The 24,656-nt window shown below is 53.4% G+C and carries 19 protein-coding genes, 1 tRNA gene and 3 rRNA genes; 7 read left to right on the top strand and 16 right to left on the bottom strand.

The window, feature by feature from the left end; translation table 11 throughout:
* Nucleotides 1-80 precede the first annotated feature (80 nt).
* Nucleotides 81-191, top strand: a complete 111-nt coding sequence (locus tag M2422_RS14790; RefSeq protein ID WP_023333898.1) for a YshB family small membrane protein — start codon at nt 81-83, stop codon at nt 189-191.
* A gap of 72 nt (nt 192-263) precedes the next feature.
* Here the strand turns inward: M2422_RS14790 and hemN are convergent, their stop codons facing one another.
* On the bottom strand, nt 264-1,637 hold the full coding sequence (gene hemN, locus M2422_RS14785; RefSeq protein ID WP_039264183.1) for an oxygen-independent coproporphyrinogen III oxidase: 1,374 nt from the start codon (nt 1,635-1,637) through the stop codon (nt 264-266).
* A 188-nt stretch (nt 1,638-1,825) separates the two neighbouring features.
* Nucleotides 1,826-2,341 carry a Der GTPase-activating protein YihI gene (gene yihI / locus M2422_RS14780; protein WP_064673047.1) on the bottom strand — a complete coding sequence of 172 codons (516 nt, stop codon included), beginning with the start codon at nt 2,339-2,341 and terminating at the stop codon, nt 1,826-1,828.
* A gap of 577 nt (nt 2,342-2,918) precedes the next feature.
* Between yihI and yihA the strand changes: the two genes are divergently transcribed.
* Entirely contained in the window at nt 2,919-3,548 is a 630-nt protein-coding gene (yihA, locus tag M2422_RS14775) for a ribosome biogenesis GTP-binding protein YihA/YsxC (RefSeq protein ID WP_029741470.1), read from the top strand.
* A 312-nt stretch (nt 3,549-3,860) separates the two neighbouring features.
* On the opposite strand, the gene polA is transcribed toward yihA, so the two are convergent.
* Nucleotides 3,861-6,653, bottom strand: a complete 2,793-nt coding sequence (gene polA, locus M2422_RS14770) for a DNA polymerase I (RefSeq protein WP_259141287.1) — start codon at nt 6,651-6,653, stop codon at nt 3,861-3,863.
* 440 nt (nt 6,654-7,093) lie between these two features.
* Here polA and M2422_RS14765 point away from each other — a divergent pair, with 440 nt between their 5' ends.
* Nucleotides 7,094-8,002, top strand: a complete 909-nt coding sequence (locus M2422_RS14765) for an acyltransferase (protein WP_064673045.1) — start codon at nt 7,094-7,096, stop codon at nt 8,000-8,002.
* 23 nt (nt 8,003-8,025) lie between these two features.
* On the opposite strand, the gene dsbA is transcribed toward M2422_RS14765, so the two are convergent.
* From dsbA to M2422_RS14750, 3 genes are all read right to left on the bottom strand, one after another.
* On the bottom strand, nt 8,026-8,649 hold the full coding sequence (gene dsbA / locus M2422_RS14760; protein WP_033146975.1) for a thiol:disulfide interchange protein DsbA: 624 nt from the start codon (nt 8,647-8,649) through the stop codon (nt 8,026-8,028).
* A 27-nt stretch (nt 8,650-8,676) separates the two neighbouring features.
* The gene (locus M2422_RS14755; protein ID WP_039264179.1) at nt 8,677-9,663 is read right to left on the bottom strand and encodes a serine/threonine protein kinase; all 987 of its coding nucleotides are present in this window, start codon (nt 9,661-9,663) and stop codon (nt 8,677-8,679) included.
* Nucleotides 9,664-9,738: 75 nt separating this feature from the next.
* Nucleotides 9,739-10,008 (bottom strand): YihD family protein, encoded by a 270-nt coding sequence (locus M2422_RS14750; protein ID WP_008501866.1) that lies wholly within the window; start codon nt 10,006-10,008, stop codon nt 9,739-9,741.
* Nucleotides 10,009-10,076: 68 nt separating this feature from the next.
* Between M2422_RS14750 and mobA the strand changes: the two genes are divergently transcribed.
* Both mobA and mobB read left to right on the top strand, forming a co-directional pair.
* A complete protein-coding gene (mobA, locus tag M2422_RS14745; protein ID WP_064673044.1) occupies nt 10,077-10,661 on the top strand; it encodes a molybdenum cofactor guanylyltransferase MobA in 585 nt (194 codons plus the stop codon).
* Nucleotides 10,658-11,161 (top strand): molybdopterin-guanine dinucleotide biosynthesis protein MobB, encoded by a 504-nt coding sequence (gene mobB, locus M2422_RS14740; protein WP_064673043.1) that lies wholly within the window; start codon nt 10,658-10,660, stop codon nt 11,159-11,161. Before mobA ends, mobB begins: the two co-directional genes overlap by 4 nt.
* Before the next feature lie 98 nt (nt 11,162-11,259).
* Here the strand turns inward: mobB and rrf are convergent.
* The 4 genes from rrf to M2422_RS14720 form a co-directional block, all read right to left on the bottom strand.
* Nucleotides 11,260-11,375: ribosomal RNA gene (gene rrf, locus M2422_RS14735) — 5S ribosomal RNA — on the bottom strand.
* A 70-nt stretch (nt 11,376-11,445) separates the two neighbouring features.
* Nucleotides 11,446-14,351 (bottom strand): 23S ribosomal RNA (locus M2422_RS14730).
* A 183-nt stretch (nt 14,352-14,534) separates the two neighbouring features.
* Nucleotides 14,535-14,610 (bottom strand) — tRNA-Glu (locus M2422_RS14725).
* Between the two features lie 84 nt (nt 14,611-14,694).
* A 16S ribosomal RNA gene (locus M2422_RS14720) occupies nt 14,695-16,234 on the bottom strand.
* The 16S, 23S and 5S rRNA genes sit together here with 1 tRNA gene alongside, the layout of an rRNA operon.
* A 454-nt stretch (nt 16,235-16,688) precedes the next feature.
* Here M2422_RS14720 and M2422_RS14715 point away from each other — a divergent pair.
* Both M2422_RS14715 and mdtD read left to right on the top strand, forming a co-directional pair.
* Nucleotides 16,689-17,396, top strand: a complete 708-nt coding sequence (locus tag M2422_RS14715) for a FadR/GntR family transcriptional regulator (protein WP_023309775.1) — start codon at nt 16,689-16,691, stop codon at nt 17,394-17,396.
* Entirely contained in the window at nt 17,393-18,826 is a 1,434-nt protein-coding gene (mdtD, locus tag M2422_RS14710; protein WP_033144368.1) for a multidrug transporter subunit MdtD, read from the top strand. The genes M2422_RS14715 and mdtD overlap by 4 nt, the downstream gene beginning before the upstream one ends.
* Here the strand turns inward: mdtD and rbsR are convergent.
* From rbsR to rbsD, 6 genes are all read right to left on the bottom strand, one after another.
* Nucleotides 18,792-19,784 carry a ribose operon transcriptional repressor RbsR gene (gene rbsR, locus M2422_RS14705; RefSeq protein WP_073001901.1) on the bottom strand — a complete coding sequence of 331 codons (993 nt, stop codon included), beginning with the start codon at nt 19,782-19,784 and terminating at the stop codon, nt 18,792-18,794. The genes mdtD and rbsR overlap by 35 nt on opposite strands.
* A 3-nt stretch (nt 19,785-19,787) precedes the next feature.
* Nucleotides 19,788-20,717, bottom strand: coding sequence for a ribokinase (gene rbsK, locus M2422_RS14700; protein WP_064673041.1), 930 nt, complete (start codon nt 20,715-20,717; stop codon nt 19,788-19,790).
* A gap of 106 nt (nt 20,718-20,823) precedes the next feature.
* The gene (gene rbsB, locus M2422_RS14695) at nt 20,824-21,714 is read right to left on the bottom strand and encodes a ribose ABC transporter substrate-binding protein RbsB (RefSeq protein ID WP_064673013.1); all 891 of its coding nucleotides are present in this window, start codon (nt 21,712-21,714) and stop codon (nt 20,824-20,826) included.
* A gap of 27 nt (nt 21,715-21,741) precedes the next feature.
* Entirely contained in the window at nt 21,742-22,707 is a 966-nt protein-coding gene (gene rbsC / locus M2422_RS14690) for a ribose ABC transporter permease (RefSeq protein WP_006808742.1), read from the bottom strand.
* 4 nt (nt 22,708-22,711) lie between these two features.
* Nucleotides 22,712-24,217: a ribose ABC transporter ATP-binding protein RbsA gene (rbsA, locus tag M2422_RS14685; protein WP_023309779.1), complete on the bottom strand. Its 1,506-nt coding sequence runs from the start codon at nt 24,215-24,217 to the stop codon at nt 22,712-22,714.
* 7 nt (nt 24,218-24,224) lie between these two features.
* Nucleotides 24,225-24,644, bottom strand: a complete 420-nt coding sequence (gene rbsD, locus M2422_RS14680) for a D-ribose pyranase (RefSeq protein ID WP_032662094.1) — start codon at nt 24,642-24,644, stop codon at nt 24,225-24,227.
* Nucleotides 24,645-24,656: the final 12 nt, after the last annotated feature.

The raw sequence follows: 24,656 nt of genomic DNA, 5'->3' as shown, positions 1-24,656 counted from the left end.
AGCGCAAATTGCCGTTATTTTGCGCTTTACTGTTCCGATGAGTTTTGTATGATCGTGCCCGGAAATTGGGGGTGAACATCATGCTGGAAACAATCGTGAATATGCTCTCTAGCGGAGCCGCTGAAAGCCACACGCCACAGACAGCCGTTGCGGCCATGTTGTGTGCGGCGTTGGTGGGGCTGTTTAGCTAGCGAGTTGAACGTAAAAGCCGGGTGGCGGCTTCGCCTTACCCGGCCTACGTTTTGTGCATTTTGCAATGCGCCTTAAATTACCCGCGAGAACTGCTGCAGTCGCGCTTTCTGACGTAGATACGCGTCAAAGCACATGCAGATATTACGGATCAACAGACGCCCTTTCGGCGTGACCTCAATCGCGCTCTCCGACACATCCACCAGCCCGTCTTTCGCCAGCGGTGCAATCAGCTTCAGGTCTTCCGCAAAATAATCGCTGAAGTGCAGATCCCACTGCGACTCAACGTCGCTGAAATCGAGACGGAAATTGCAGATTAGCGCCTTAATCACATCGCGTCGGATGCAGTCGTCGCGCGTTAACGCAATGCCGCGCCACAGCGCGTTGCCCGTTTCATCAACCTGCTGGTAGTAAAGCTTCAGCTCTTTCTGGTTCTGCGCGTAACAGTCGCCAATCATGCTGATAGCGGAGACGCCCATCCCCAGCAAATCGGTATCGCCCTGGGTTGTGTAGCCCTGGAAGTTACGGTGCAGAACGCCTTCACGCTGCGCAATCGCCAGCTCGTCATCCGGACGGGCAAAGTGATCCATCCCGATAAACTGATAGCCGGTTTCGGTCAGCGAGGTAATGGTTTCCTGCAGGATATCCAGCTTCTGCTGGGCAGAAGGAAGATCGGCATCTTTGATTTTTCGCTGAGCGGCAAAGAGCGTCGGCAGATGCGCATAGTTAAAGACGCTCAGGCGGTCCGGGTTGAGTTCGGCCACGCGCTTCAGGGTGAAGGCGAAGCTTTCCGGCGTTTGCTTTGGCAGGCCGTAAATCAGGTCAATATTGGTCGAGGTGAAACCAATCTCGCGCGCGTGATTGAGTAAGGCAAAGATAAATTCTTCGTCCTGCTCGCGGTTCACCAGACGCTGAACCTCTTTATTGAAATCCTGCACGCCCATGCTCAGACGATTGAAGCCTTCAGCGCGTAAGTGATCCAGTACATCCAGCTCAATTTCACGCGGATCGACTTCGATCGAGATTTCAGCGTCGGCGTTAAAACTGAAATTGCCGCGCAGCAGGGTCATCAGGCGGCTGATTTGCGCTTTATTCAGATAGGTTGGCGTCCCGCCGCCCCAGTGCAGCTGGCTGACGTGACGGCCAGCAAAAAGCGGCGCGCGATGGACAATTTCTTGTTCGAGCGCATCAAGATATTGGTCGGCTTTGTGCTGCTGACGGGTAACGATTTTATTGCAGCCGCAGAAGTAGCAAAGCTTGTGGCAGAACGGAATATGGACGTAGAGCGACAGCGGACGCTCAGGATAGCGCGCGACAGCCTGCTGGAAATCAGCCTCGCCGAAGGCATCGGAGAACTCCAGCGCGGTGGGGTATGACGTATAACGCGGCCCGGAATAGTTATATTTCTGGATTAGGGCCAAATCCCAGTCGATAGTTGGTGCTGACATGCTCACTCCTTCCGTTGGTGTCGCGTTCGTATACGGCGGCCCGTTCTGGCCCCATCGCGGGCCATCATTCGGGTGCGCAGCCACTTCTGTCGCCGCGACAACCGCCGTAGTTTAACGAATAACCACACCAGATAACATATAACCGGAAGGGTTATAAGCAGGACTATCGTGCCTGCCGGGTGCAAATGTTAGTTTCCACCCTTCAGAAGACGCATCATATCTTCCTGCTTTTCGTCTTCTTCTTCATCTTCGTCATCGTCGTATGACAGGCCCAGCTTCTGCATCAGTTCATCGATACGATCCAGTTTGGCATCCACCCATGACTGCTCTTCAGCGGTCAGGGTTTCACCCTCTTCAAGACGTTCCAGCAGCGCGTCCAGGCGCTCATCGTTCTCCAGCAAATCCAGCTCAGCCTGCGGTGAAAGCATAGGTTTCTCGCTCTTTGGTTTGTGCTGCTTAGTGACCAGGGTGTCTGTCACGCCCAGTGGAATGGGAGTTTTACTGCCGATACGAGGGTCTTTCTGCTGTTTGCCTTTTGCAGAAGCACCCGCTGCACCACCACCGTTGGCACGGCTACCCGCAGCGTGACCGCGATGTTTTTTGTCGCGTTTGCGATCGCGCGCTTCCTGGTTCAGTTCTTCGCGCGTTTTGCGGCGTGCTTTTGCAGGGCGTTTCGCGCCCGCAGCGGAGGTTGGTTTTTTCATGATGTTTTATCTTTAAGTCGTTTTCTTCAGTATAGAATTGCGGCGAAATCTAGCAGAAAGCAAGCAAAGAAAAAAGGCGACAGAGCAATCTGTCGCCTTTTTTCCTGACTCACAACCCTTAGCGGGTCAGACATTCCGTGTTTGCCAACAACAAACCCTGTTTATCCCTTGGCTAATACCGTCCGTGATACGGTTCCATTTCCTTTTAAAACGCCTCCAGGCGCTGGTCATCCTGACAATCCTGCGTCTTCGCCTCCTGGCGCTCCTGACCCTAATCCTTAAGTCGATTTCCTGTTGGCTTCCTCGCCCTGACGCACACTTTACCTTGTTCCGTTAAACTAACAAGCAACGAAACGGTACAAAAAGGATTTTTCAGACAATTACCCGGAAATAAGCTTATGATTTAAAACAGTTTGGATTTTTTGACGCCTGCGAATTCTCTGAAATCTCCCATAGCATCACTGGCCGATCTCTCACACCGATTGGGGCATTCGCCTACAGCTCATAGCAATCAGAAAAGCCTTTTGGCTGCATTCGGGTATAATCCCCTTCAGATTACGATTTTGGAGACGACCACGTGACTACCTGGAACTACCAACAGACGCATTTTGTCACCAGTGCGCCCGATATTCGCCACCTTCCTTCTGATACCGGTATTGAAGTGGCATTTGCTGGCCGCTCCAATGCGGGGAAATCCAGCGCCCTGAATACGCTGACCAATCAGAAGAGCCTGGCGCGTACCTCAAAAACACCTGGCCGTACCCAGCTGATCAACCTTTTTGAAGTCGCAGAGGGCAAACGCCTGGTCGACTTACCGGGCTACGGTTACGCGCAGGTACCGGAAGAGATGAAAATCAAGTGGCAGCGTGCGCTGGGTGAATACCTGGAAAAACGCCTGTGCCTGAAAGGTCTGGTGGTGCTGATGGATATTCGCCATCCCCTGAAAGATTTGGATCAACAGATGATCGACTGGGCTGTAGCAAGCGATATCGCCGTGCTGGTGCTGCTGACGAAAGCCGATAAGCTGGCGAGCGGCGCGCGTAAAGCGCAGGTGAATATGGTTCGCGAAGCGGTGCTGGCGTTCAACGGTGATGTGCAGGTTGAGCCGTTCTCCTCGCTGAAAAAGCTGGGCGTGGACAAGCTGCGTCAGAAGCTCGATACCTGGTTTAGCGAGCTGGAACCCGCGACGGAAGCGGAAGAAGAGTAATACCGAGCGCGGCGATAGCCGCGTTTTTTTTTGCCTGAATTTTTCTTTGCCGCAATAAAAAACGCCCCAGTCATTACTGACTGGGGCGGCTAAAATATTCAGCCAAATCCGATTACGTGAAGTAAAAGGTCTGAAAGATAGAACATCTTACCTCTGTACCCTACGCCGACAACTCTACCCCTTTTTGTGCTGCAGAAAAAGCACTTTTTGTAGTTTTTTTTCATTCTTTACATAGGGAATTCTAATGATTGTCACAAAACGCGCGTTGTTATGTTGCAAACTTACATAAAAAGCGCGTTATGCGAAGAACCCTTAGTGAGCCTGATCCCAGTTTTCGCCACTTCCCACTTCCACCAGCAACGGCACGTTGAGCGTCATGCTGCTTTCCATCAGTTCGTGGATCTTCTTCGACACGGCGTCGAGGTCGTCTTTGTGCACTTCAAATACCAGTTCATCGTGTACCTGCATGATCATTTTCACGCGAGGCTTCTCTTTTTCCAGCCAGGCATCAACGGCGATCATTGCACGCTTAATAATGTCCGCCGCGGTACCCTGCATCGGGGCATTGATCGCCGCTCGCTCTGCGCCAGCGCGACGCGCCGCGTTGCTGGATTTGATGTCCGGTAGGTAGAGACGGCGGCCATCCAGGGTTTCGACGTAACCTTTTTCCTTCGCCTGCGCGCGGGTGCGTTCCATGTATTCCAGCACGCCCGGATAACGCTCGAAGTAGAGATCCATATACTTCTGCGACTCTTTACGCGGAATGTTGAGCTGGCGCGAAAGACCAAATGCGCTCATGCCGTAAATCAGACCGAAGTTGATCGCCTTAGCACTGCGGCGCTGCTCGTTGGTCACGCTGTCCAGCGGCAAGCCGAAGACTTCCGCCGCGGTTGCCCGGTGGATATCCTTCCCTTCGGCAAACGCGGTCAGCAGGCCTTTGTCGCGGGACAGATGCGCCATAATGCGCAGCTCAATTTGCGAGTAGTCAGCAGAGACAATCAGATAATCCTCTGGTGCGATGAAAGCCTGACGAATACGGCGGCCTTCTTCGTTACGTACCGGGATGTTCTGCAGGTTAGGATCGGTTGATGAGAGACGACCGGTCGCCGCGACAGCCTGATGGTACGAAGTGTGCACACGACCCGTTTTCGGGTTGATCATCAGCGGGAGCTTGTCGGTGTAGGTAGACTTCAGCTTCGCGAGGCCACGGTACTGCAGAATCACTTTTGGCAGCGGGTAATCCAGCGCCAGCTCTTCCAGCACCTCTTCAGAGGTTGACGGCGCGCCGCCAGGAGTTTTCTTCAGCGGCTTGATGCCCTGCTTTTCAAACAGAATGGTTTGCAGCTGCTTCGGCGAAGAGAGGTTAAACGGCTCGCCTGCAAGCTCATGCGCTTTTTGCTCGAGCTCGGTCAGACGCTGCGCCAGCTCCCCGGAGTGGTTATGCAGCACCGTTGGGTCAATCTTCACGCCGTTGCGTTCAATGCGTGACAGAACGGGTACCAGCGGCATCTCGATATGCTGGAACACGTTCAGCGGACCTTCATGCTTCTGCAGTTTTGGCCACATCTTCAGGTGCAGCTGTAGCGTGACATCAGCGTCTTCCGCCGCGTAGCGCCCCGCTTCTTCCAGAGCAATCTGGTTAAAGGTGAGCTGATTTTTCCCTTTACCGGCAATCTCTTCAAAGGTGATCGTTTTGTGCTTGAGCCAGCGGTCAGATAAGGAATCCATATCATGGCGGCCCGCGACGCTGTCCAGAATGTAGGATTCAAGCATGGTGTCGAAGGCAATCCCGCGCAGTTCAATGCCGTAATTTTGCAGAATGCCGCGATCGTACTTGAGATTTTGCCCGACCTTGAGCGCCTTTTCGTCTTCCAGGATCGGCTTCAGCAGCTCAAGCACGCGTTCACGGGAGATCTGCTCCGGCGCATCCAGGTAATCGTGCGCCACAGGGACGTAGGCGGCAATACCCGGCTCTGTCGCAAATGACAGGCCAACCATATTGGCAGAGATGTTATCGAGGCTGTCGGTTTCGGTATCAAAGGCGAAGACGGGCGCCTTTTTCAGTTTCTCGATCCAGGCGATTAGCTGTGACTCTTCAAGAATGGTTTCGTAGTTGTCGAAGGAAAGCGCCACGGCTTCTTCTTCCGCCTGCTCTTCTGCGTCAACGACGATTGTCTCCTTCGGCTTTGCAGCAGGTTTGGCCCCTTTCGCCTGCAGCCATTTACCGGCTTCCACGTCAGCGGTCCAGCGCTTGAATTCGTATTTCTTAAACAGGCTCAGCAGATCGTCAGCGGAAGGCTGTTGCACTTCAAGCTGCTCACAGCCCAGCTCCAGTTCGACATCGGTTTTGATTGTGGCCAGCTTATAGGAGAGATAAGCCACCTCTTTGTTCTCTTCCAGTTTTCCGGCCATGGTTTTTGCGCCACGGAAGGAGAGCCCGGCGATTTTGTCTGACTCCGCGTAGAGCGTATCCAGTCCACCCAGCCCCTGGAGCAGCGCCTGCGCGGTTTTTTCACCGACGCCAGGGACACCCGGGATGTTATCCGAGGAGTCGCCCATCAACGCGAGGAAGTCGATAATCAGCTCAGGCGGCACGCCGTACTTTGTGACCACTTCTTCTGGCCCCAGAATGGTGTTGGTCATGGTGTTAATCAGGGTGATGCCTGGCGTCACCAGCTGCGCCATATCTTTATCACCGGTGCTGATCAGCACAGGACGCCCCATCTTTTCTGCTTCACGCGCCAGCGTGCCGATGACGTCATCGGCTTCAACGCCAGAGACGGCCAGCAGCGGCAGCCCCATCGCTTTTACCATGGTGTGCAGCGGCTCAATCTGCGCGCGCAGATCGTCAGGCATTAGCGGACGGTGAGATTTGTAATGCTCAAACAGTTCGTCGCGGAAAGTTTTACCTTTCGCATCAAAGACCACAGCCGCATGGGTTGGCTGATACTGAAGGATCAGGCTGCGCAGCATGTTCAGCACGCCGTACATTGCGCCGGTGGGTTCCCCTGCGCTATTGGTCAGAGGAGGAAACGCATGATATGCCCGATACAGGTAAGAAGAGCCATCGACGAGAATAAGAGGGTTTTCTGGGATCTGAACCATAATGTCCGTGCCTTTAATCAATTTATGGGTAAAGGATGCCACAGAAGGATGAAAACATCAGGTATTAGCGCCAGATACAGGAAAAGATTTTGCGATCGTGAGGATCGCTCGCAAAAATCAAACTGTGGATAAGTTTGTGTATATTTTCACTTCATATGAATAACAGACGTAAAAAATACATATGCGTTAATTTTTAGATCTTAATTATCATGCTGTTATAGCATTAGATCTTATCTATATGGTCAACTGATGGCAATTTAGTCTATGTGGATATAAGCCTTGTTAAGCGCGCAATCACAGAGAAATCGTCTGCGACAGGGTAAAAGCGGCCAAATCATCACGTCAAAGCGCCATTAATTTGTCTGTTTTCTGGTAAAATCAGCGCCCGGCGTTGCATAGCCGACCGCTCACTTACAGCTAACTACCTGAAAAAGCTCATCATGCCGAGATTGCTCGCAGCAATAACATTACTGTTAAGCATCATTTTAACTATCCTGGTGACTGTCGCCTGCTCTGTGCCGATCATCATCGCCGGGATCGTTAAACTGCTGCTGCCTGTTCCCATGGTGTGGCGAGCCGTGTCCGCATTTTGTAACTTCATGATGTACTGCTGGTGCGAAGGACTGGCGATACTGCTGTGCCTGAACTCGCATCTGAAGTGGGATATCAAAGGGCTGGAGAGTCTTAACAAGAAGAACTGGTATCTGCTGATCTGCAATCACCACAGCTGGGCGGACATCGTGGTGTTATGCGTACTTTTTCGCAAACACATCCCGATGAACAAATATTTTCTGAAACAGCAGCTCGCCTGGGTGCCTTTTATCGGGCTGGCCTGCTGGGCACTTGATATGCCGTTTATGAAACGCTATTCGCGCAGCTATTTGATTCGTCATCCCGAGCGTCGCGGCAAAGATGTGGATACCACGCGCCGTTCCTGCGAAAAGTTTCGCGCGCATCCAACGACCATCGTGAACTTTGTTGAAGGCTCCCGGTTTACGGAAGAGAAGCATCAACAAACTCGCTCCCCTTACCAGCATCTGCTGCCGCCAAAGGCTGCGGGTATTGCGATGGCGCTTAACGTGCTGGGATCACAGTTCGATAAACTCCTGAACGTCACGCTCTGCTATCCGGAAAACGATAAGACGCCGTTCTTCGATATGCTCAGCGGCAAACTGACGCGCATTGTTGTGCGTGTCGATCTGGTCCCGATAGATGCCGGGCTGCACGGTGATTACGTTAACGATAAGAATTTCAAGCGTCGTTTCCAGCAGTGGCTTAATACGCTCTGGAAAGAGAAAGACGAACAGATAAACAATATTAAATCTTCATACAAAAACGCCGGTCAGTGACCGGCGTTTTTACATCAGCGAAATTACTTCTTCTCAACCAGGTATTTCACGGTATCAGCATACTGCTGTACGAAGATATCCATGCTGCTGGTGTCCATGCCCTGCATGTTCAGCTGGTATTTGCCGTTAACAAACATCGCCGGAACGCCCTGAAGCTGGAGGTCAGCAGCCGCTTTTTCCTGCTGAGCAACCAGAGATTTCACCACAAAGCTGTTCCATGCTGCGTCATACTCTTCCCCTTTCACGCCGGCATCAACGAACACTTTACGGATATCCGCAGTGGTCTGAACGGTCTGGGTTTTCTGTACGGCTTCAAACATTGGCGCAGTGATCTTATCTTCCACGCCCAGTGCCATCGCGACCGCCCATGCCTGGGTCAGATCTTTACCCAATGGGCCAAGGAACTCGACGTGGTACTTGGTCATTTTGGTGCCTTCTGGCAGCTTTTTCTTCACGTTGTCAGAAACATGCAGAACCTGCTCGAACTGATAGCAGTGTGGGCAATAGAACGAGAAGAACTCCAGAACCTGTGGCTCGCCAGCAACCGGTTTGTCCAGCGTGATGAACTGTTTGCCGTCGGTAAACTGCGCAGCAGAAGCGCTAAATGCCAGAATCATACCTGCCAGCGCCAGCCAAATTTTTTTCATGATTAACTCTCTCCTGGGTGTGTCCAATTAATACATCGGCGTTAATTGCAGAGGGGGTTCCTGAAGAACCTTGACCTGCTCGGTAAATGTAGATATCTGGCTACGCCAGTAATCCTCTCCGGTAAGCCACGGGAAATTCCGGGGAAATGCGGGATCGTCCCAACGCCTGATTAACCATGCGAGATAATAAACAAAACGCATCGCACGTAAAGGCTCAATCAGGGCAATTTCGTCTGAATTAAACGGGCTAAATTCTTCATATGCTTCAATAATGGTTTCAAGCTGCATACGTTGCTCGGCTTTGTCGCCATTGAGCAGCATCCACAGGTCCTGAACCGCGGGCCCCATACGCGCATCATCGAGATCGACAAACAGCGGGCCATCACGCCAGAGGATATTTCCGGCATGACAATCGCCATGTAGGCGCAGGACGGAAATATCGTCGCGCCAGCAGGTTTTAACAGCAGCAATGAGCTTATCGGTGGCGTTGAGGAAATCATCCTTTAACGCAGTGGGGATCATGGCAGACGTTTCGAATATTCCGCGCGGCTCAAGAAGGTATTCCTGAATCCCGATAGTCGGGCGGGCAATAAAGGCTTTTTTGCGTCCCGTCTGGTGTATGCGCCCAAGATAGCGGGCAACCCACTCCATCTGATCGATATTATCCGCTTCAAACTGGCGGCCACCCAGACTCGGGAATACAGCGTAGTAAAACCCTTCGTGCGTGAGGAGCGTTTGGTTATTGAATTTTAGCGGTGCGGCAACGGGAACATCGTCATCCAGCAGATCGTGAGCAAACTGATGCTCTTCCTGAATTTGTTCTGCGGACCAGCGTTCAGGACGATAGAATTTTACGACGAAGCGCTGACGATCCTCGTCCTGAAACTGATAGACGCGGTTTTCGTAGCTGTTTAACGGTGTTAGCCCGGAATCCACCCGAATACCCTGTTCAAACAGGGCATCCATAATGGTGTCCGGGTGTAATGTCTGGAAAGTAAAAGCCTGGTCGTTCATCCGATCATCCGGAAATTATACGAATGATTCAGGATATCATCTTGTGGCGATTTCGGTGCCGCCGCTTACAAGCTTTTACTCTTTAATTACGCCTCGAGCGCGTAGTAATGCGGTCTTAAAATCTTCCTCATAATCTTTCTGAATACCAGGAATAACAGCATCTTTGGCAGAGTCACGCATTTTAAGGTGATAGATCAGGATGTCGTCAGAAAGGTCTGCCAGATCGCCGTCAAAACCTGACTCTTTCGCCAGTTTCTGTAAAAATTGCATCAGATTTAGCTCTGGCTCTTTTTGCCAGGCGGGCTGGAGGAGTTCAATAACTTCATTCAGACGTTTACATTTCATGGTGGTGCTCCTTTCATTTAGAGTGACACGTTAGCAGGGTCAATCCCACAATAAAAGAGGCGATATTCGTGAATCTTAGCCAGGAAATCATTGGGGTCGTTCTGGCAGGTGGCAGGGCGACGCGAATGGGGGGAAAAGATAAGGGGCTTCAACGCCTGAACGGCAAACCCTTATGGCAATGTGTCGCTGATACGCTCGCAGGCCAGGTGTCGACAATGGTCATCAGTGCTAACCGGCATATCGACACTTACCAGCTCAGCGGGTATGCCGTTTATCAGGATATCCTTGAGGATTACCCGGGCCCGCTGGCCGGCATGCTTTCGGTCATGCAACAGTCTCACGGAGAGTGGTTCATCTTCTGTCCCTGCGATACCCCGTTTATTCCGTCCTGTCTTGTCGAACGTTTGTTGCTGCTTCGGGGTACGGCTCCTGTGATTTGGGTACATGACGGCGAGCGTGATCATCCTGCTATCGCACTGATGCACCGATCCCTGGCGCCAGCCCTGCAGTACTATCTGGCTGCGGGAGAGCGCAGGGTGATGGCTTTTATGCGCGAGTCTGGCGGTCATCCCGTTGATTTTAGCGATTTAAAATCAGCATTTGTGAATGTGAATACGCCTGACGATTTGCAGATGATGCAGGAGAAAAGATGATACCAGTTGTCGCCATTTCCGCCTGGAGTGGGACCGGAAAAACCACGCTGCTGAAAAAGCTCATTCCTGCGCTTTGTGCCAGAGGTATCCGTCCAGGATTGATTAAGCACACCCACCATAATATGGATATCGATAGACCGGGCAAAGATAGCTATGCATTACGTAAAGCGGGTGCAGCGCAAACGATGGTGGCAAGTACTCAACGCTGGGCGCTGATGACAGAAACACCGGATGAGGCGCCGCTGGACCTCGCTTATCTGGTCAGCCGGATGGATCACGCCACGCTGGATCTGGTGCTGGTTGAGGGATTTAAGCATGAGGCCGTGCCTAAGATCCTACTGTTCAGAAGCGATGCCGGGCATGATTTCAGCGAATTAACGCTGGATGAGCATGTGATTGCGGTGGCCAGTGATGTTGTATTGCCGCTTGAAGTTCCGATGCTGGATTTAAATGATGTGGATGGGATTGCGGAGTTTATTGTGGAGTGGAGTGCGATCTGACTTGCCGGGTGGCAGCTTTGCCTTATCCGGCCTACAAATTTCTGAATGCTTAAACGCAAAAAGGCCATCCTTGCGGATGGCCTCTCTACTTATTTGATGCCTGGCAGTTCCCTACTCTCACATGGGGAGACCCCACACTACCATCGGCGCTACGGCGTTTCACTTCTGAGTTCGGCATGGGGTCAGGTGGGACCACCGCGCTAAAGCCGCCAGGCAAATTCTGTTAATCTGTATCAGGCTGAAAATCGTGTCTGTCTCATCCGCCGAAACAGCTTCGGCGTTGTAAGGTTAAGCCTCACGGTTCATTAGTATCGGTTAGCTCAACGCATCGCTGCGCTTACACACCCGACCTATCAACGTCGTAGTCTTCAACGTTCCTTCAGGACTCTCAAGGAGTCAGGGAGAACTCATCTCGGGGCAAGTTTCGTGCTTAGATGCTTTCAGCACTTATCTTTTCCGCATTTAGCTACCGGGCAGTGCCATTGGCATGACAACCCGAACACCAGTGATGCGTCCACTCCGGTCCTCTCGTACTAGGAGCAGCCCCCCTCAATTCTCCAGCGCCCACGGCAGATAGGGACCGAACTGTCTCACGACGTTCTAAACCCAGCTCGCGTACCACTTTAAATGGCGAACAGCCATACCCTTGGGACCTACTTCAGCCCCAGGATGTGATGAGCCGACATCGAGGTGCCAAACACCGCCGTCGATATGAACTCTTGGGCGGTATCAGCCTGTTATCCCCGGAGTACCTTTTATCCGTTGAGCGATGGCCCTTCCATTCAGAACCACCGGATCACTATGACCTGCTTTCGCACCTGCTCGAGCCGTCACTCTCGCAGTCAAGCTAGCTTATGCCATTGCACTAACCTCCTGATGTCCGACCAGGATTAGCTAACCTTCGTGCTCCTCCGTTACTCTTTGGGAGGAGACCGCCCCAGTCAAACTACCCACCAGACACTGTCCGCAACCCGGATTACGGGTCTACGTTAGAACACCAGCCATTAAAGGGTGGTATTTCAAGGTTGGCTCCACGCAGACTGGCGTCCACGCTTCAAAGCCTCCCACCTATCCTACACATCAAGGACCAGTGTTCAGTGTCAAGCTATAGTAAAGGTTCACGGGGTCTTTCCGTCTTGCCGCGGGTACACTGCATCTTCACAGCGAGTTCAATTTCACTGAGTCTCGGGTGGAGACAGCCTGGCCATCATTACGCCATTCGTGCAGGTCGGAACTTACCCGACAAGGAATTTCGCTACCTTAGGACCGTTATAGTTACGGCCGCCGTTTACCGGGGCTTCGATCAAGAGCTTCGCGTTGCCGCTAACCCCATCAATTAACCTTCCGGCACCGGGCAGGCGTCACACCGTATACGTCCACTTTCGTGTTTGCACAGTGCTGTGTTTTTAATAAACAGTTGCAGCCAGCTGGTATCTTCGACTGATTTCAGCTCCACCCGCAGGGGCTTCACCTACATATCAGCGTGCCTTCTCCCGAAGTTACGGCACCATTTTGCCTAGTTCCTTCACCCGAGTTCTCTCAAGCGCCTTGGTATTCTCTACCTGACCACCTGTGTCGGTTTGGGGTACGATTTGATGTTACCTGATGCTTAGAGGCTTTTCCTGGAAGCAGGGCATTTGTTACTTCAGCACCGTAGTGCCTCGTCATCACACCTCAGCGTTAAAAAGGTACCGGATTTACCTGGAACCTCCGCCTACATGCTTAAACCGGGACAACCGTCGCCCGGCTAACATAGCCTTCTCCGTCCCCCCTTCGCAGTAACACCAAGTACAGGAATATTAACCTGTTTCCCATCGACTACGCCTTTCGGCCTCGCCTTAGGGGTCGACTCACCCTGCCCCGATTAACGTTGGACAGGAACCCTTGGTCTTCCGGCGAGCGGGCTTTTCACCCGCTTTATCGTTACTTATGTCAGCATTCGCACTTCTGATACCTCCAGCATGCCTCACAGCACACCTTCAACGGCTTACAGAACGCTCCCCTACCCAACAACACCTAAGTGTCGCTGCCGCAGCTTCGGTGCATGGTTTAGCCCCGTTACATCTTCCGCGCAGGCCGACTCGACCAGTGAGCTATTACGCTTTCTTTAAATGATGGCTGCTTCTAAGCCAACATCCTGGCTGTCTGTGCCTTCCCACATCGTTTCCCACTTAACCATGACTTTGGGACCTTAGCTGGCGGTCTGGGTTGTTTCCCTCTTCACGACGGACGTTAGCACCCGCCGTGTGTCTCCCGTGATAACATTCTTCGGTATTCGTAGTTTGCATCGGGTTGGTAAGCCGGGATGGCCCCCTAGCCGAAACAGTGCTCTACCCCCGAAGATGAGTTCACGAGGCGCTACCTAAATAGCTTTCGGGGAGAACCAGCTATCTCCCGGTTTGATTGGCCTTTCACCCCCAGCCACAAGTCATCCGCTAATTTTTCAACATTAGTCGGTTCGGTCCTCCAGTTAGTGTTACCCAACCTTCAACCTGCCCATGGCTAGATCACCGGGTTTCGGGTCTATACCCTGCAACTTAACGCCCAGTTAAGACTCGGTTTCCCTTCGGCTCCCCTATACGGTTAACCTTGCTACAGAATATAAGTCGCTGACCCATTATACAAAAGGTACGCAGTCACACCACGAAGGTGCTCCCACTGCTTGTACGTACACGGTTTCAGGTTCTTTTTCACTCCCCTCGCCGGGGTTCTTTTCGCCTTTCCCTCACGGTACTGGTTCACTATCGGTCAGTCAGGAGTATTTAGCCTTGGAGGATGGTCCCCCCATATTCAGACAGGATACCACGTGTCCCGCCCTACTCTTCGAGTTCACAGCCTGTGTGCTTTCGTGTACGGGACTGTCACCCTGTACCGTGCGACTTTCCAGACGCTTCCACTAACACACAAGCTGATTCAGACTCTGGGCTGCTCCCCGTTCGCTCGCCGCTACTGGGGGAATCTCGGTTGATTTCTTTTCCTCGGGGTACTTAGATGTTTCAGTTCCCCCGGTTCGCCTCGTTAACCTATGTATTCAGTTAACGATAGTGCAACGAATTGCACTGGGTTTCCCCATTCGGACATCGCCGGGTCAAAGGTTCATATCACCTCGCCGGCGCTTTTCGCAGATTAGCACGTCCTTCATCGCCTCTGACTGCCAGGGCATCCACCGTGTACGCTTAGTCGCTTAACCTCACAACCCGAAGATGTTTCACTTCTGATTGCGAAAATTTGAGAGACTCGAACACACCATTAAAGATGTGTCGTTTCAATTTTCAGCTTGATCCAGATTTTTAAAGAGCAAATATCTCAAACGTCACCCGAAGATGAGTTTTGAGATACTGAGGCAGGTGACTTTCACTCACGAACCAGCAAGTGGCGTCCCCTAGGGGATTCGAACCCCTGTTACCGCCGTGAAAGGGCGGTGTCCTGGGCCTCTAGACGAAGGGGACGTGAAGTCTCAATCGCAAGACGCCTTGCTATTTACTTTTCATCAGACAATCTGTGTGGACACTACAAAGGCAGGTTCTTTAAGGTAAGGAGGTGATCCAACCGCAGGTTCCCCTACGGTTACCTTGTTACGACTTCACCCCAGTCATGAATCACAAAGTGGTAAGCGCCCTCCCGAAGGTTAAGCTACCTACTTCTTTTGCAACCCACTCCCATGGTGTGACGGGCGGTGTGTACAAGGCCCGGGAACGTATTCACCGTAGCATTCTGATCTACGATTACTAGCGATTCCGACTTCATGGAGTCGAGTTGCAGACTCCAATCCGGACTACGACGCACTTTATGAGGTCCGCTTGCTCTCGCGAGGTCGCTTCTCTTTGTATGCGCCATTGTAGCACGTGTGTAGCCCTACTCGTAAGGGCCATGATGACTTGACGTCATCCCCACCTTCCTCCAGTTTATCACTGGCAGTCTCCTTTGAGTTCCCGGCCGAACCGCTGGCAACAAAGGATAAGGGTTGCGCTCGTTGCGGGACTTAACCCAACATTTCACAACACGAGCTGACGACAGCCATGCAGCACCTGTCTCAGAGTTCCCGAAGGCACCAAAGCATCTCTGCTAAGTTCTCTGGATGTCAAGAGTAGGTAAGGTTCTTCGCGTTGCATCGAATTAAACCACATGCTCCACCGCTTGTGCGGGCCCCCGTCAATTCATTTGAGTTTTAACCTTGCGGCCGTACTCCCCAGGCGGTCGACTTAACGCGTTAGCTCCGGAAGCCACGCCTCAAGGGCACAACCTCCAAGTCGACATCGTTTACGGCGTGGACTACCAGGGTATCTAATCCTGTTTGCTCCCCACGCTTTCGCACCTGAGCGTCAGTCTTTGTCCAGGGGGCCGCCTTCGCCACCGGTATTCCTCCAGATCTCTACGCATTTCACCGCTACACCTGGAATTCTACCCCCCTCTACAAGACTCTAGCCTGCCAGTTTCGAATGCAGTTCCCAGGTTGAGCCCGGGGATTTCACATCCGACTTGACAGACCGCCTGCGTGCGCTTTACGCCCAGTAATTCCGATTAACGCTTGCACCCTCCGTATTACCGCGGCTGCTGGCACGGAGTTAGCCGGTGCTTCTTCTGCGAGTAACGTCAATTGCTGAGGTTATTAACCTCAACACCTTCCTCCCCGCTGAAAGTACTTTACAACCCGAAGGCCTTCTTCATACACGCGGCATGGCTGCATCAGGCTTGCGCCCATTGTGCAATATTCCCCACTGCTGCCTCCCGTAGGAGTCTGGACCGTGTCTCAGTTCCAGTGTGGCTGGTCATCCTCTCAGACCAGCTAGGGATCGTCGCCTAGGTGAGCCGTTACCCCACCTACTAGCTAATCCCATCTGGGCACATCTGATGGCAAGAGGCCCGAAGGTCCCCCTCTTTGGTCTTGCGACGTTATGCGGTATTAGCTACCGTTTCCAGTAGTTATCCCCCTCCATCAGGCAGTTTCCCAGACATTACTCACCCGTCCGCCGCTCGTCACCCGAGAGCAAGCTCTCTGTGCTACCGCTCGACTTGCATGTGTTAGGCCTGCCGCCAGCGTTCAATCTGAGCCATGATCAAACTCTTCAATTTAAGTTTGATGCTCGTGAATTAAACTTCGTAATGAATTACGTATGTTCACTCAGAGACTTGGTATTCATTTATTGTCCGAAGACATTAAGAATCCATGTCACTTTGAGTGCCCACACAGATTGTCTGATAAATTGTTAAAGAGCAATGCCGCTTCGCTTTTCGCTGCGGCGCGGGGTGTGCATATTACGCTTTCCCGCTTCAGAGTCAAGCGTTTATTTTCGCTTTTCTCTGCTGACCCGGCGGCGTGTGTGCCGTTGTTCCGTGTCAGTGGAGGCGCATTATAGGGAGTTATTCCGACGTGACAAGAGGAAATTTAAAAAAAGTTTCCATCCGCGTTTTTTTTCACCAACAGAGGTGAAATCGAGCTACAAATTGTTCTATTTGATGTATCTGCAACCACAATCACATTCGAGGTGGCATAATTATCAGCATGAATCTTTAAGGAATAAAAGCGATGCCATTAAGCGCACAACAGCTGGCCGCCCAAAAAAACCTGTCGTACGTGCTGGCAGAAAAGCTGGCTCAGCGGATTTTAGCGGGTAAATATGCCCCAGGTAGCATCCTGCCGGGTGAGATGGAGCTGGGTGAGCAGTTTGGGGTGAGCCGTACCGCCGTTCGCGAAGCGGTGAAAACCCTGACGGCAAAAGGCATGGTGCTTCCACGCCCTCGCATTGGCACACGCGTGATGCCACAGAGTAACTGGAATTTTCTCGATCAGGAGCTGCTCTCCTGGTGGATGACGGAAGATAACTTTCACCAAGTCGTCGATCACTTTCTGGTGATGCGCAGCAGCCTTGAACCTCAGGCATGTCTGCTTGCCGCCACGCTAGGAACTGCAGAGCAGAAAGCACAGCTTAACGCGCTGATGGAAGAGATGGTGTTCCTGAAAAAGCACTTCAACCGCGAACGCTGGGTTGAGGTTGATATGGCCTGGCATGAACACATCTATATGATGAGCGCCAATCCGTTTCTCACCTCTTTTGCCTCTTTATTTCATTCGGTGTATCACACTTACTTTACCTCTATTACACAAAACGAAGTGGTAAAACTGGATTTGCACCAGGCGATAGTTGATGCCATCCAGGAAAGCGACGGGCAGCGAGCCCTGAGTGCGTGCCAGGCATTGCTGGCCGCACCAACCCACCAGCAGGTAAATAAATGACAACGAAAAAAGCGCGCAGCATGGCCGGATTGCCGTGGATTGCAGCCATGGCGTTTTTTATGCAGGCACTGGATGCCACCATCCTCAACACAGCGCTTCCCGCTATAGCGCAAAGCCTTAACCGCTCCCCGCTGGCGATGCAGTCCGCCATCATCAGCTACACCCTGACGGTCGCAATGTTAATTCCGGTCAGCGGCTGGCTGGCCGACCGCTTTGGCACCCGCAGAGTTTTCATGCTGGCCGTCACGCTCTTTACGCTTGGATCGCTGGCCTGTGCGCTCTCCTCATCCTTAACGGAGCTGGTTATCTTCCGCGTATTGCAGGGCATTGGCGGCGCGATGATGATGCCGGTGGCGCGCCTTGCCTTGCTGCGAGCCTACCCCAGGAGCGAACTGCTTCCCGTACTCAACTTCGTCACCATGCCGGGCCTGGTTGGCCCGATTCTTGGCCCGGTACTCGGTGGCGTGTTTGTCACCTGGGCAAGCTGGCACTGGATCTTCCTGATTAATATTCCAATTGGCGTTGCGGGGCTGCTGTATGCCCGCAAATATATGCCGAACTTCACCACGCCAAGGCGCAGCTTCGATATGGGCGGCTTTTTCCTGTTTGGCCTGAGCCTGGTGTTATTCTCCAGCGGGATGGAGCTGTTTGGCGAGAAGATCGTCGCGACGTGGTTAGCGCTCTCCGTTATCCTCGGCGGTATTCTGTTATTCCTTCTTTATATACGTCACGCGCGTCGTCACCCGACGCCGTTAATCTCCCTGGGGCTCTTTAATACCCGAACGTTTTCCGTTGGGATTGCAGGGAACATTGCGTCTCGTTTGGGGACGGGCTGTGTGCCGTTCCTGATGCCATTGATGCTGCAGGTGGGTTTTGGCTACCCGGCCCTGATTGCTGGCTGCATGATGGCGCCCACGGCAATGGGCTCGATTCTGGCAAAATCAACCGTGACACAGGTGCTGCGCTGGTTTGGCTATCGTAAGACGCTGGTCGGCGTGACGGTCTTTATCGGTCTGATGATTGCGCAGTTCTCGCTACAATCCGCCGCGTTACCCGTCTGGATGCTGATCCTGCCGCTGTTTGTGTTGGGCATGGCGATGTCGACGCAGTTCACGTCGATGAACACCATCACCCTCGCCGACCTGACTGACGAGAACGCAAGCAGCGGCAACAGCGTGCTGGCGGTAACGCAACAGCTGTCGATCAGTTTAGGGGTTGCCGTGAGTGCAGCGGTGCTGAGGTTTTATGAGGGTTTTGACAGCGCGAATACCGTTGAGCAGTTCCACTATACCTTTATCACCATGGGCGCACTTACCGTGGTATCGGCGCTGGTCTTTATGCTGTTAAAACCAAAAGACGGCCGAAACCTGATTAAAGAGCGTCACAAAGAGAAAGCTAAACCGAACCGCGTTCCATCAGAACAGGAGTAAGCTGCAGCCGTTGCTGTTGCAGCGTGGGCTGCGCCATACGGTGGATCAACACATCGATGGCCAGCTCGCCCAGTTCATCCTTCGGCTGATGAATAGTGGTCAGCGGCGGCGTCATGTAGCTGGCCAGTTCGATATCGTCATAGCCAATCACCGCCATATCGTCCGGCACGCGTAGCCCCGCCTGATACAACGCCTGATAGGCACCAAACGCCATCGCGTCGTTACCAATAAAGACCGCCTGCGGACGCGGCTTTTGCGTTAGCAGTTTCTGCATTGCCTCGAAACCGCCGTTAAACTCAAAGTCGCCGGTGATCCGGTATCCATCAGGAATGGCAAGGCCCGCTCGTTCCATGGCGGAGAGATACCCTTCCAGACGCAAACGCGCCGGGGTTTTATCCAGCGGCCCCGTAATACAGGCAATGCGAGTGTGTCCTTTATCAATCAGGTACTGAGTCGCCATATCGCCGCCCAGCAGGGAGTTATCCTGAATAAGATCGCTGGTTCCGTCGAACGGCGCCCAGTCCATCATCACGGTGGGAATCGAAGGATAGCGCTGGATGATCTCTTTCGAGGGCTGGTGCGTTTCGGTGCAGAGCAGCAGTAGCCCGTCGACGCGTTTTTGCATCAGCGTTTCCAGGTTACGATTCATGCGCTGCTCGTCACCCTCGGTATTGCACAGCACCAGGCTGTAGCCACGCTCGAAGCAGCTGCGCTCCACGCCGCGGACCAGTTCTGAATAAAAGGGGTTGGTACTCGCGGTGATCAGCATACCGATGGTGCGCGTCTGGTTGAGCTTAAGACTGCGCGCCAGCGCAGACGGCGCATAGTTGAGTTCTTTTACCGCAGCTTCGACTTTCTCCCGAATCGCCTCGCTGACGAAGCGATCGTTGTTTATAACGTGGGAGACCGTCGAGGTAGAAACGCCCGCCATGCGGGCGACATCTTTCATTGTGGCCAAGCGTTACCCCTGCTGACTTAAGAATTCATCGATCTCTTTACGCCACGGAACGGAAGGCTGGGCGCCTTTGCGCGTCACCGCAATCGCGGCAGCAGCGTGTGCGAAGCGAATAGCCTCATCCATTCTCTTGCCTTCCAGCAGCGCGGTGACCAGTGCACCGTTGAAGGTATCTCCCGCTGCGATGGTATCAATCGCTTTGACCTTAAAGCCCGGCACGCGACGGCCTTCGCCATTGACGCTTGCCCACACCCCACGGCTACCAAGGGTGATAATCACGGTACCGATGCCCTTATCATGCAGTGCACGGGCGGCTCGCGCGGCATCGTCATCATTTTCTACGCGGATGCCCGTCAGCTTTTCGGCTTCGGTTTCGTTCGGCGTAATGATGTCCACCAGCGCCAGCAGCTCGTCTGATAATACACGGGCCGGGGCCGGGTTAAGTACGACAGTGGTATGATTTTCATGCGCAATTTTCGCGGCAGCCAGCACGCTTTCAACCGGTGACTCCAGTTGCATGAGCAGGGCTTCCGCTCCGGCGATGATGGCACGTTGCGCTTCTACGCGCTCCGTCGTCAGCGCAGCGTTAGCACCCGCATGAATACCGATGACATTCTCACCTTCAGCGTTGACGAAAATCAGCGCCACGCCGGTCGATTCCCCTGCAACAACGCTGACCGGTGCGACGTTAATGTTGTCGCTCGCCAGCTGTTTGCGTACGCGCTCACCGGTATCGTCATCACCCGTGCAGGCGATAAACGCAATATTCGCCCCGCTGCGACCAGCAGCGACGGCCTGGTTGGCACCTTTACCGCCAAATGCCACCTGATACTGGTTACCCGTGACGGTTTCGCCCGGTGCAGGGAACGATTCAAGGTTAAGAATGTGATCGGCATTGATACTGCCAAGGACGACGAGGTTGCCTGCGGTTTTCATGGTTGGGTTGTCCATCTGAGAGCGCCACCGGTGTTACCCGGTGGCGTATGCCACACTTTTCTTTATTGGTGTCCCTCAGGCAGCCAGCGACTGCCTGATTCGCCTTTTACTGCTTGATGACCAGCTTCAGGTCAACTGGGTATTTAGCCTGAACTTTTTCGCCCTTCAGCACTTTGTCGGCAGTTTCAACGCCAGTGGCGCCAATCTGCTCAGGCAGCTGAGCGATGGTCGCAGCCAGTTTGCCATCGTTTACTGCTTTTTCACCATCCGGCGTGCCGTCAAATCCGACAACCATCACATCAGAATTACCTGCGGTCTGCAGGGCACGCAGCGCGCCCAGCGCCATTTCGTCGTTCTGCGCGAATACCGCCTGCACGTCAGGGTGTGCGGTCAGCAGGTTCTGCATAACGTTCAGACCTTTAGTACGGTCAAAGTCGGCTGGCTGGCTCGCCAGCACGTTAAATTTGTGCGCAGCCACAGCCTGCTGGAAGCCTTCACCACGCTCGCGGGCTGCGGACGTACCGGCAATCCCCTGCAGTTCGATAACTTTCGCGCCTTCGCCGGCTTTCTTCGCGATGTAATCACCCGCGATTTTGCCGCCCAGCACGTTATCAGACGCAATGTGGCTAACAACTTCGCCTTTCGTTGCCTGGCGGTCCAGAGTAATCACCGGAATTTTCGCCTGGTTTGCCATTTTAACGGCGTTACCGACGGCGTCAGAATCGGTTGGGTTGATCAGCAGAATTTTGGTGCCGCGAACGGTTAAGTCCTGAACGTTAGCCAGCTCTTTCGCCGGGTTGTTCTGTGAATCCAGCACCACCAGGTTGTAGCCCAGTTTGTCCGCTTCTTTCTGCGCACCGTCCTTCAGGGAGACGAAGAACGGGTTGTTCAGGGTAGAGACAACCAGCGCGATGGTATCTTTCGCCATGGCGTTAGCACTTACGGTTGCGCTCAGCGCGACAGCAGAAACCAGGGTAGCCAGTTTTTTCATGTTCATATCTAAGATGTCCTGTAGTGTCGTCAGTTACTGTTTTTTGTTGTCTACCAGTACCGCCAGCAAAATCACCACTGCCTTAACGATCATCTGGTAATAGGAGGAAACACCTAACAAATTCAAACCATTATTCAGGAAACCGAGAATCAGTGCGCCGATCAATGTCCCAACAATGCGACCTTTACCGCCCGCAAGACTCGTACCGCCCAGAACCACTGCTGCGATAGCATCCAGCTCATACCCCGTACCCGCCGTCGGCTGCGCAGAAGAGAGGCGCGCCACTTCGATGATACCTGCCAGCGATGCCAGCAGACCGCACAGGGAGTAAACGATAATTTTGACTTTATTAACGCTGATACCGGACAGGCGCGTTGCCGCTTCGTTACCGCCCAGCGCGTAAATATAACGGCCCAGACGGGTGTGGTGCAGCATGTACCACGCCGCCAGGAAGACGATAGCCATGATCCAGACCGGGGTCGGAACACCCAGCGGGCGACCGATACCGAACCAGCCAAACAGATCCGCGTTATCGGTAAAGCCGGTATTAACCGGGCTACCGTTGGTGTATACCATGGTCACACCGCGCAGCAGCAGCATCATCACCAGCGTGGCGATAAACGCCTGAACGCGGCCCTTTGCCACAATCACGCCGGTTACGGCACCAATCGCCGCGCCTGCCGCCAGGGCAGCGGCCACGGCCACCAGCGCGTTGACTTCAATGCCGACAATCGAAGCGGCGATCGCGCCGGTGAGCGCCAGCAGGGAACCGACGGACAGATCGATACCTGAGGTCAAAATCACCAGCGTCATGCCGACCGCCATAATGGCGTTCACCGATGTTTGCTGCAGAATGTTGAACAGGTTATTAACGGTGAAAAAGTTCGGGCTCATGGTCGACACAATCGCGATCAGCACCAGCAGGGCAATCAGCGATTTTTGTTCCATCAGCCATGCCTTTGTGAAATAGCGGCGACCAGAAACAGCCTGGGTAGTCATCTTCTTACTCCTGATTCACGCGATTAAGCTTGCCCACAGCGGCAGCCATCAGAACTTCCTGGGTGGCCTGCTCGCGAGTGAATTCACCGCCGAGATGCCCTTCATGCATGACGATAATGCGATCGCTCATGCCTAATACTTCTGGCATCTCGGAAGAGACCAGAATGATGCTCAGACCGTCGGCCTTGAACTGGTTAATCAGCTGGTAGATCTCTTTCTTCGCGCCCACGTCTACGCCGCGGGTTGGCTCGTCGAGGATTAACACTTTCGGACGCGTCATCAGTCCGCGCGCAATCGCCACTTTCTGCTGATTACCGCCGGACAACAGGCCAATCGCCTGCTCCATCGACGGGGTTTTGACGTTAAAGAGACGGATAAAATCGCTCACCGCCTGCTGCTCATCTTTATGCTTCAGGCTACCGCCGCTATGGCTGAAATAGCGCAGCGCGGTCAGGGACATGTTCTCTTTAACTGACATCCCCAGCACCAGGCCGTCGCGTTTGCGGTCTTCGGAGATATAAACGATGCCGTTCGCCAGACCATCCTGCGGAGAACGGGTGACCACTTCATGACCGTCGAGGGTGACATAACCGCTGGTGCGCGGCAGTGCGCCGTACAACACTTTCATCAGCTCGGTACGTCCGGCACCCATCAGGCCCGCCACGCCCAGGATCTCGCCCTGGCGCAGGGTAAAGGTCACGTCGTTCACACCCGGACCGCAGAGGTTGTCCACCTTCAGGCGGATCTCACCCGGCGCTTTCTCCAGATGCGGATACTGATCTTCGAGCTTGCGTCCCACCATCATTTCGATGAGCGTATCTTCGGTCAGCGTGGCGACTTCGCGCTCGGCAATAAACTGCCCGTCGCGGAAGACGGTAACGTCATCGCAGATTTCGAAGATCTCTTTCATGCGGTGAGAGATATAGACAATCCCGCGCCCCTGCGACTTCAGCTCGCGGATCACGCGGAACAGGGATTCCGTTTCGGTATCGGTCAGGGCGTCGGTCGGTTCATCCATAATGATGACCTTCGACTCAAAGCTCAGCACCTTCGCGATTTCCACCATCTGCTGATCGCCAATGGACAGATCGCCGACCAGGCGGTCACTCTTAAAGCGCAGGTTCAGCTTCGCCAGCAGCTTGTCCGCTTCGGCATACATGGTTTTCCAGTCGATTTTGCCGAACCGGTTAACAAACTCGCGGCCGAGGAAGATGTTTTCCGCAATGGTGAGCTGCGGTATCAGGTTCAGCTCCTGGTGAATAATACCGATACCCGCTTCCTGAGAGGATTTTGGGCCATTGAAGGTGGTCTCTTTACCCAGCCAGACGAGTGAACCGGCATCGCGTTGATAGATACCGGTCAGCACTTTCATCATGGTGGATTTGCCGGCACCGTTTTCGCCCACCAGCGCCATCACGCGCCCGGGGTAGACGTTCAGCGCCGCGCCGGAGAGGGCTTTAACGCCCGGGAACGACTTATCGATCCCTTTGAGTTGCAGTAATGCGTCCATGATGGCCTCAGAATGTGACGCCAGCACAGAGAATGATATTCGCATACGGGGAACACTCCCCGCTGCGAATCACCGCCTGACTGTCTGCGGTTTGTTGTTTGAACTGTTCGTGCGTCGTGTAACGAATTTCTATGGTGTTTCCCTGGTGTTGTTGCAGTTGCTCAATATGGCTGAGCAACGTTTCGTGGAGTTGCGGATTATGTTGTTTGATTTCCGCCGCGAGAATGGCTGCCTCAACCTGCATCTCCGCGGTCACCACATCCAGTACCTGCATAAACGAGGGTACACCCTGCGTTAACGCCATATCGATACGGGTTGTGCTGCGCGGAACCGGTAAGCCTGCATCGCAAACCACCAGCGTATCGGTATGCCCAAGACGGGAAATAACCGATGAGATTTCTGAGTTGAGTACCGTGCCTTTCTTCATTTTCTTGCTCCA

Source organism: Enterobacter sp. SLBN-59, assembly GCF_024807915.1.
GTDB lineage: Bacteria > Pseudomonadota > Gammaproteobacteria > Enterobacterales > Enterobacteriaceae > Enterobacter > Enterobacter asburiae_B.
This window is presented reverse-complemented; position numbering and strand designations above follow the sequence as displayed.

Bases quoted from the DNA above. Each gene is read 5' to 3' on its own strand.
- rbsK (WP_064673041.1), bottom strand. From the start codon at position 20,717: ATGAAAACCGCAGGCAACCTCGTCGTCCTTGGCAGTATCAATGCCGAT.
- M2422_RS14755 (WP_039264179.1), bottom strand. From the start codon at position 9,663: ATGAACGACCAGGCTTTTACTTTCCAGACATTACACCCGGACACCATT.
- M2422_RS14750 (WP_008501866.1), bottom strand. From the start codon at position 10,008: ATGAAATGTAAACGTCTGAATGAAGTTATTGAACTCCTCCAGCCCGCC.
- hemN (WP_039264183.1), bottom strand. From the start codon at position 1,637: ATGTCAGCACCAACTATCGACTGGGATTTGGCCCTAATCCAGAAATAT.
- mobB (WP_064673043.1), top strand. From the start codon at position 10,658: ATGATACCAGTTGTCGCCATTTCCGCCTGGAGTGGGACCGGAAAAACC.
- rbsB (WP_064673013.1), bottom strand. From the start codon at position 21,714: ATGAACATGAAAAAACTGGCTACCCTGGTTTCTGCTGTCGCGCTGAGC.
- polA (WP_259141287.1), bottom strand. From the start codon at position 6,653: ATGGTTCAGATCCCAGAAAACCCTCTTATTCTCGTCGATGGCTCTTCT.
- rbsA (WP_023309779.1), bottom strand. From the start codon at position 24,217: ATGGACGCATTACTGCAACTCAAAGGGATCGATAAGTCGTTCCCGGGC.
- M2422_RS14715 (WP_023309775.1), top strand. From the start codon at position 16,689: ATGCCATTAAGCGCACAACAGCTGGCCGCCCAAAAAAACCTGTCGTAC.
- rbsC (WP_006808742.1), bottom strand. From the start codon at position 22,707: ATGACTACCCAGGCTGTTTCTGGTCGCCGCTATTTCACAAAGGCATGG.
- mdtD (WP_033144368.1), top strand. From the start codon at position 17,393: ATGACAACGAAAAAAGCGCGCAGCATGGCCGGATTGCCGTGGATTGCA.
- yihI (WP_064673047.1), bottom strand. From the start codon at position 2,341: ATGAAAAAACCAACCTCCGCTGCGGGCGCGAAACGCCCTGCAAAAGCA.
- M2422_RS14790 (WP_023333898.1), top strand. From the start codon at position 81: ATGCTGGAAACAATCGTGAATATGCTCTCTAGCGGAGCCGCTGAAAGC.
- M2422_RS14765 (WP_064673045.1), top strand. From the start codon at position 7,094: ATGCCGAGATTGCTCGCAGCAATAACATTACTGTTAAGCATCATTTTA.
- rbsD (WP_032662094.1), bottom strand. From the start codon at position 24,644: ATGAAGAAAGGCACGGTACTCAACTCAGAAATCTCATCGGTTATTTCC.
- dsbA (WP_033146975.1), bottom strand. From the start codon at position 8,649: ATGAAAAAAATTTGGCTGGCGCTGGCAGGTATGATTCTGGCATTTAGC.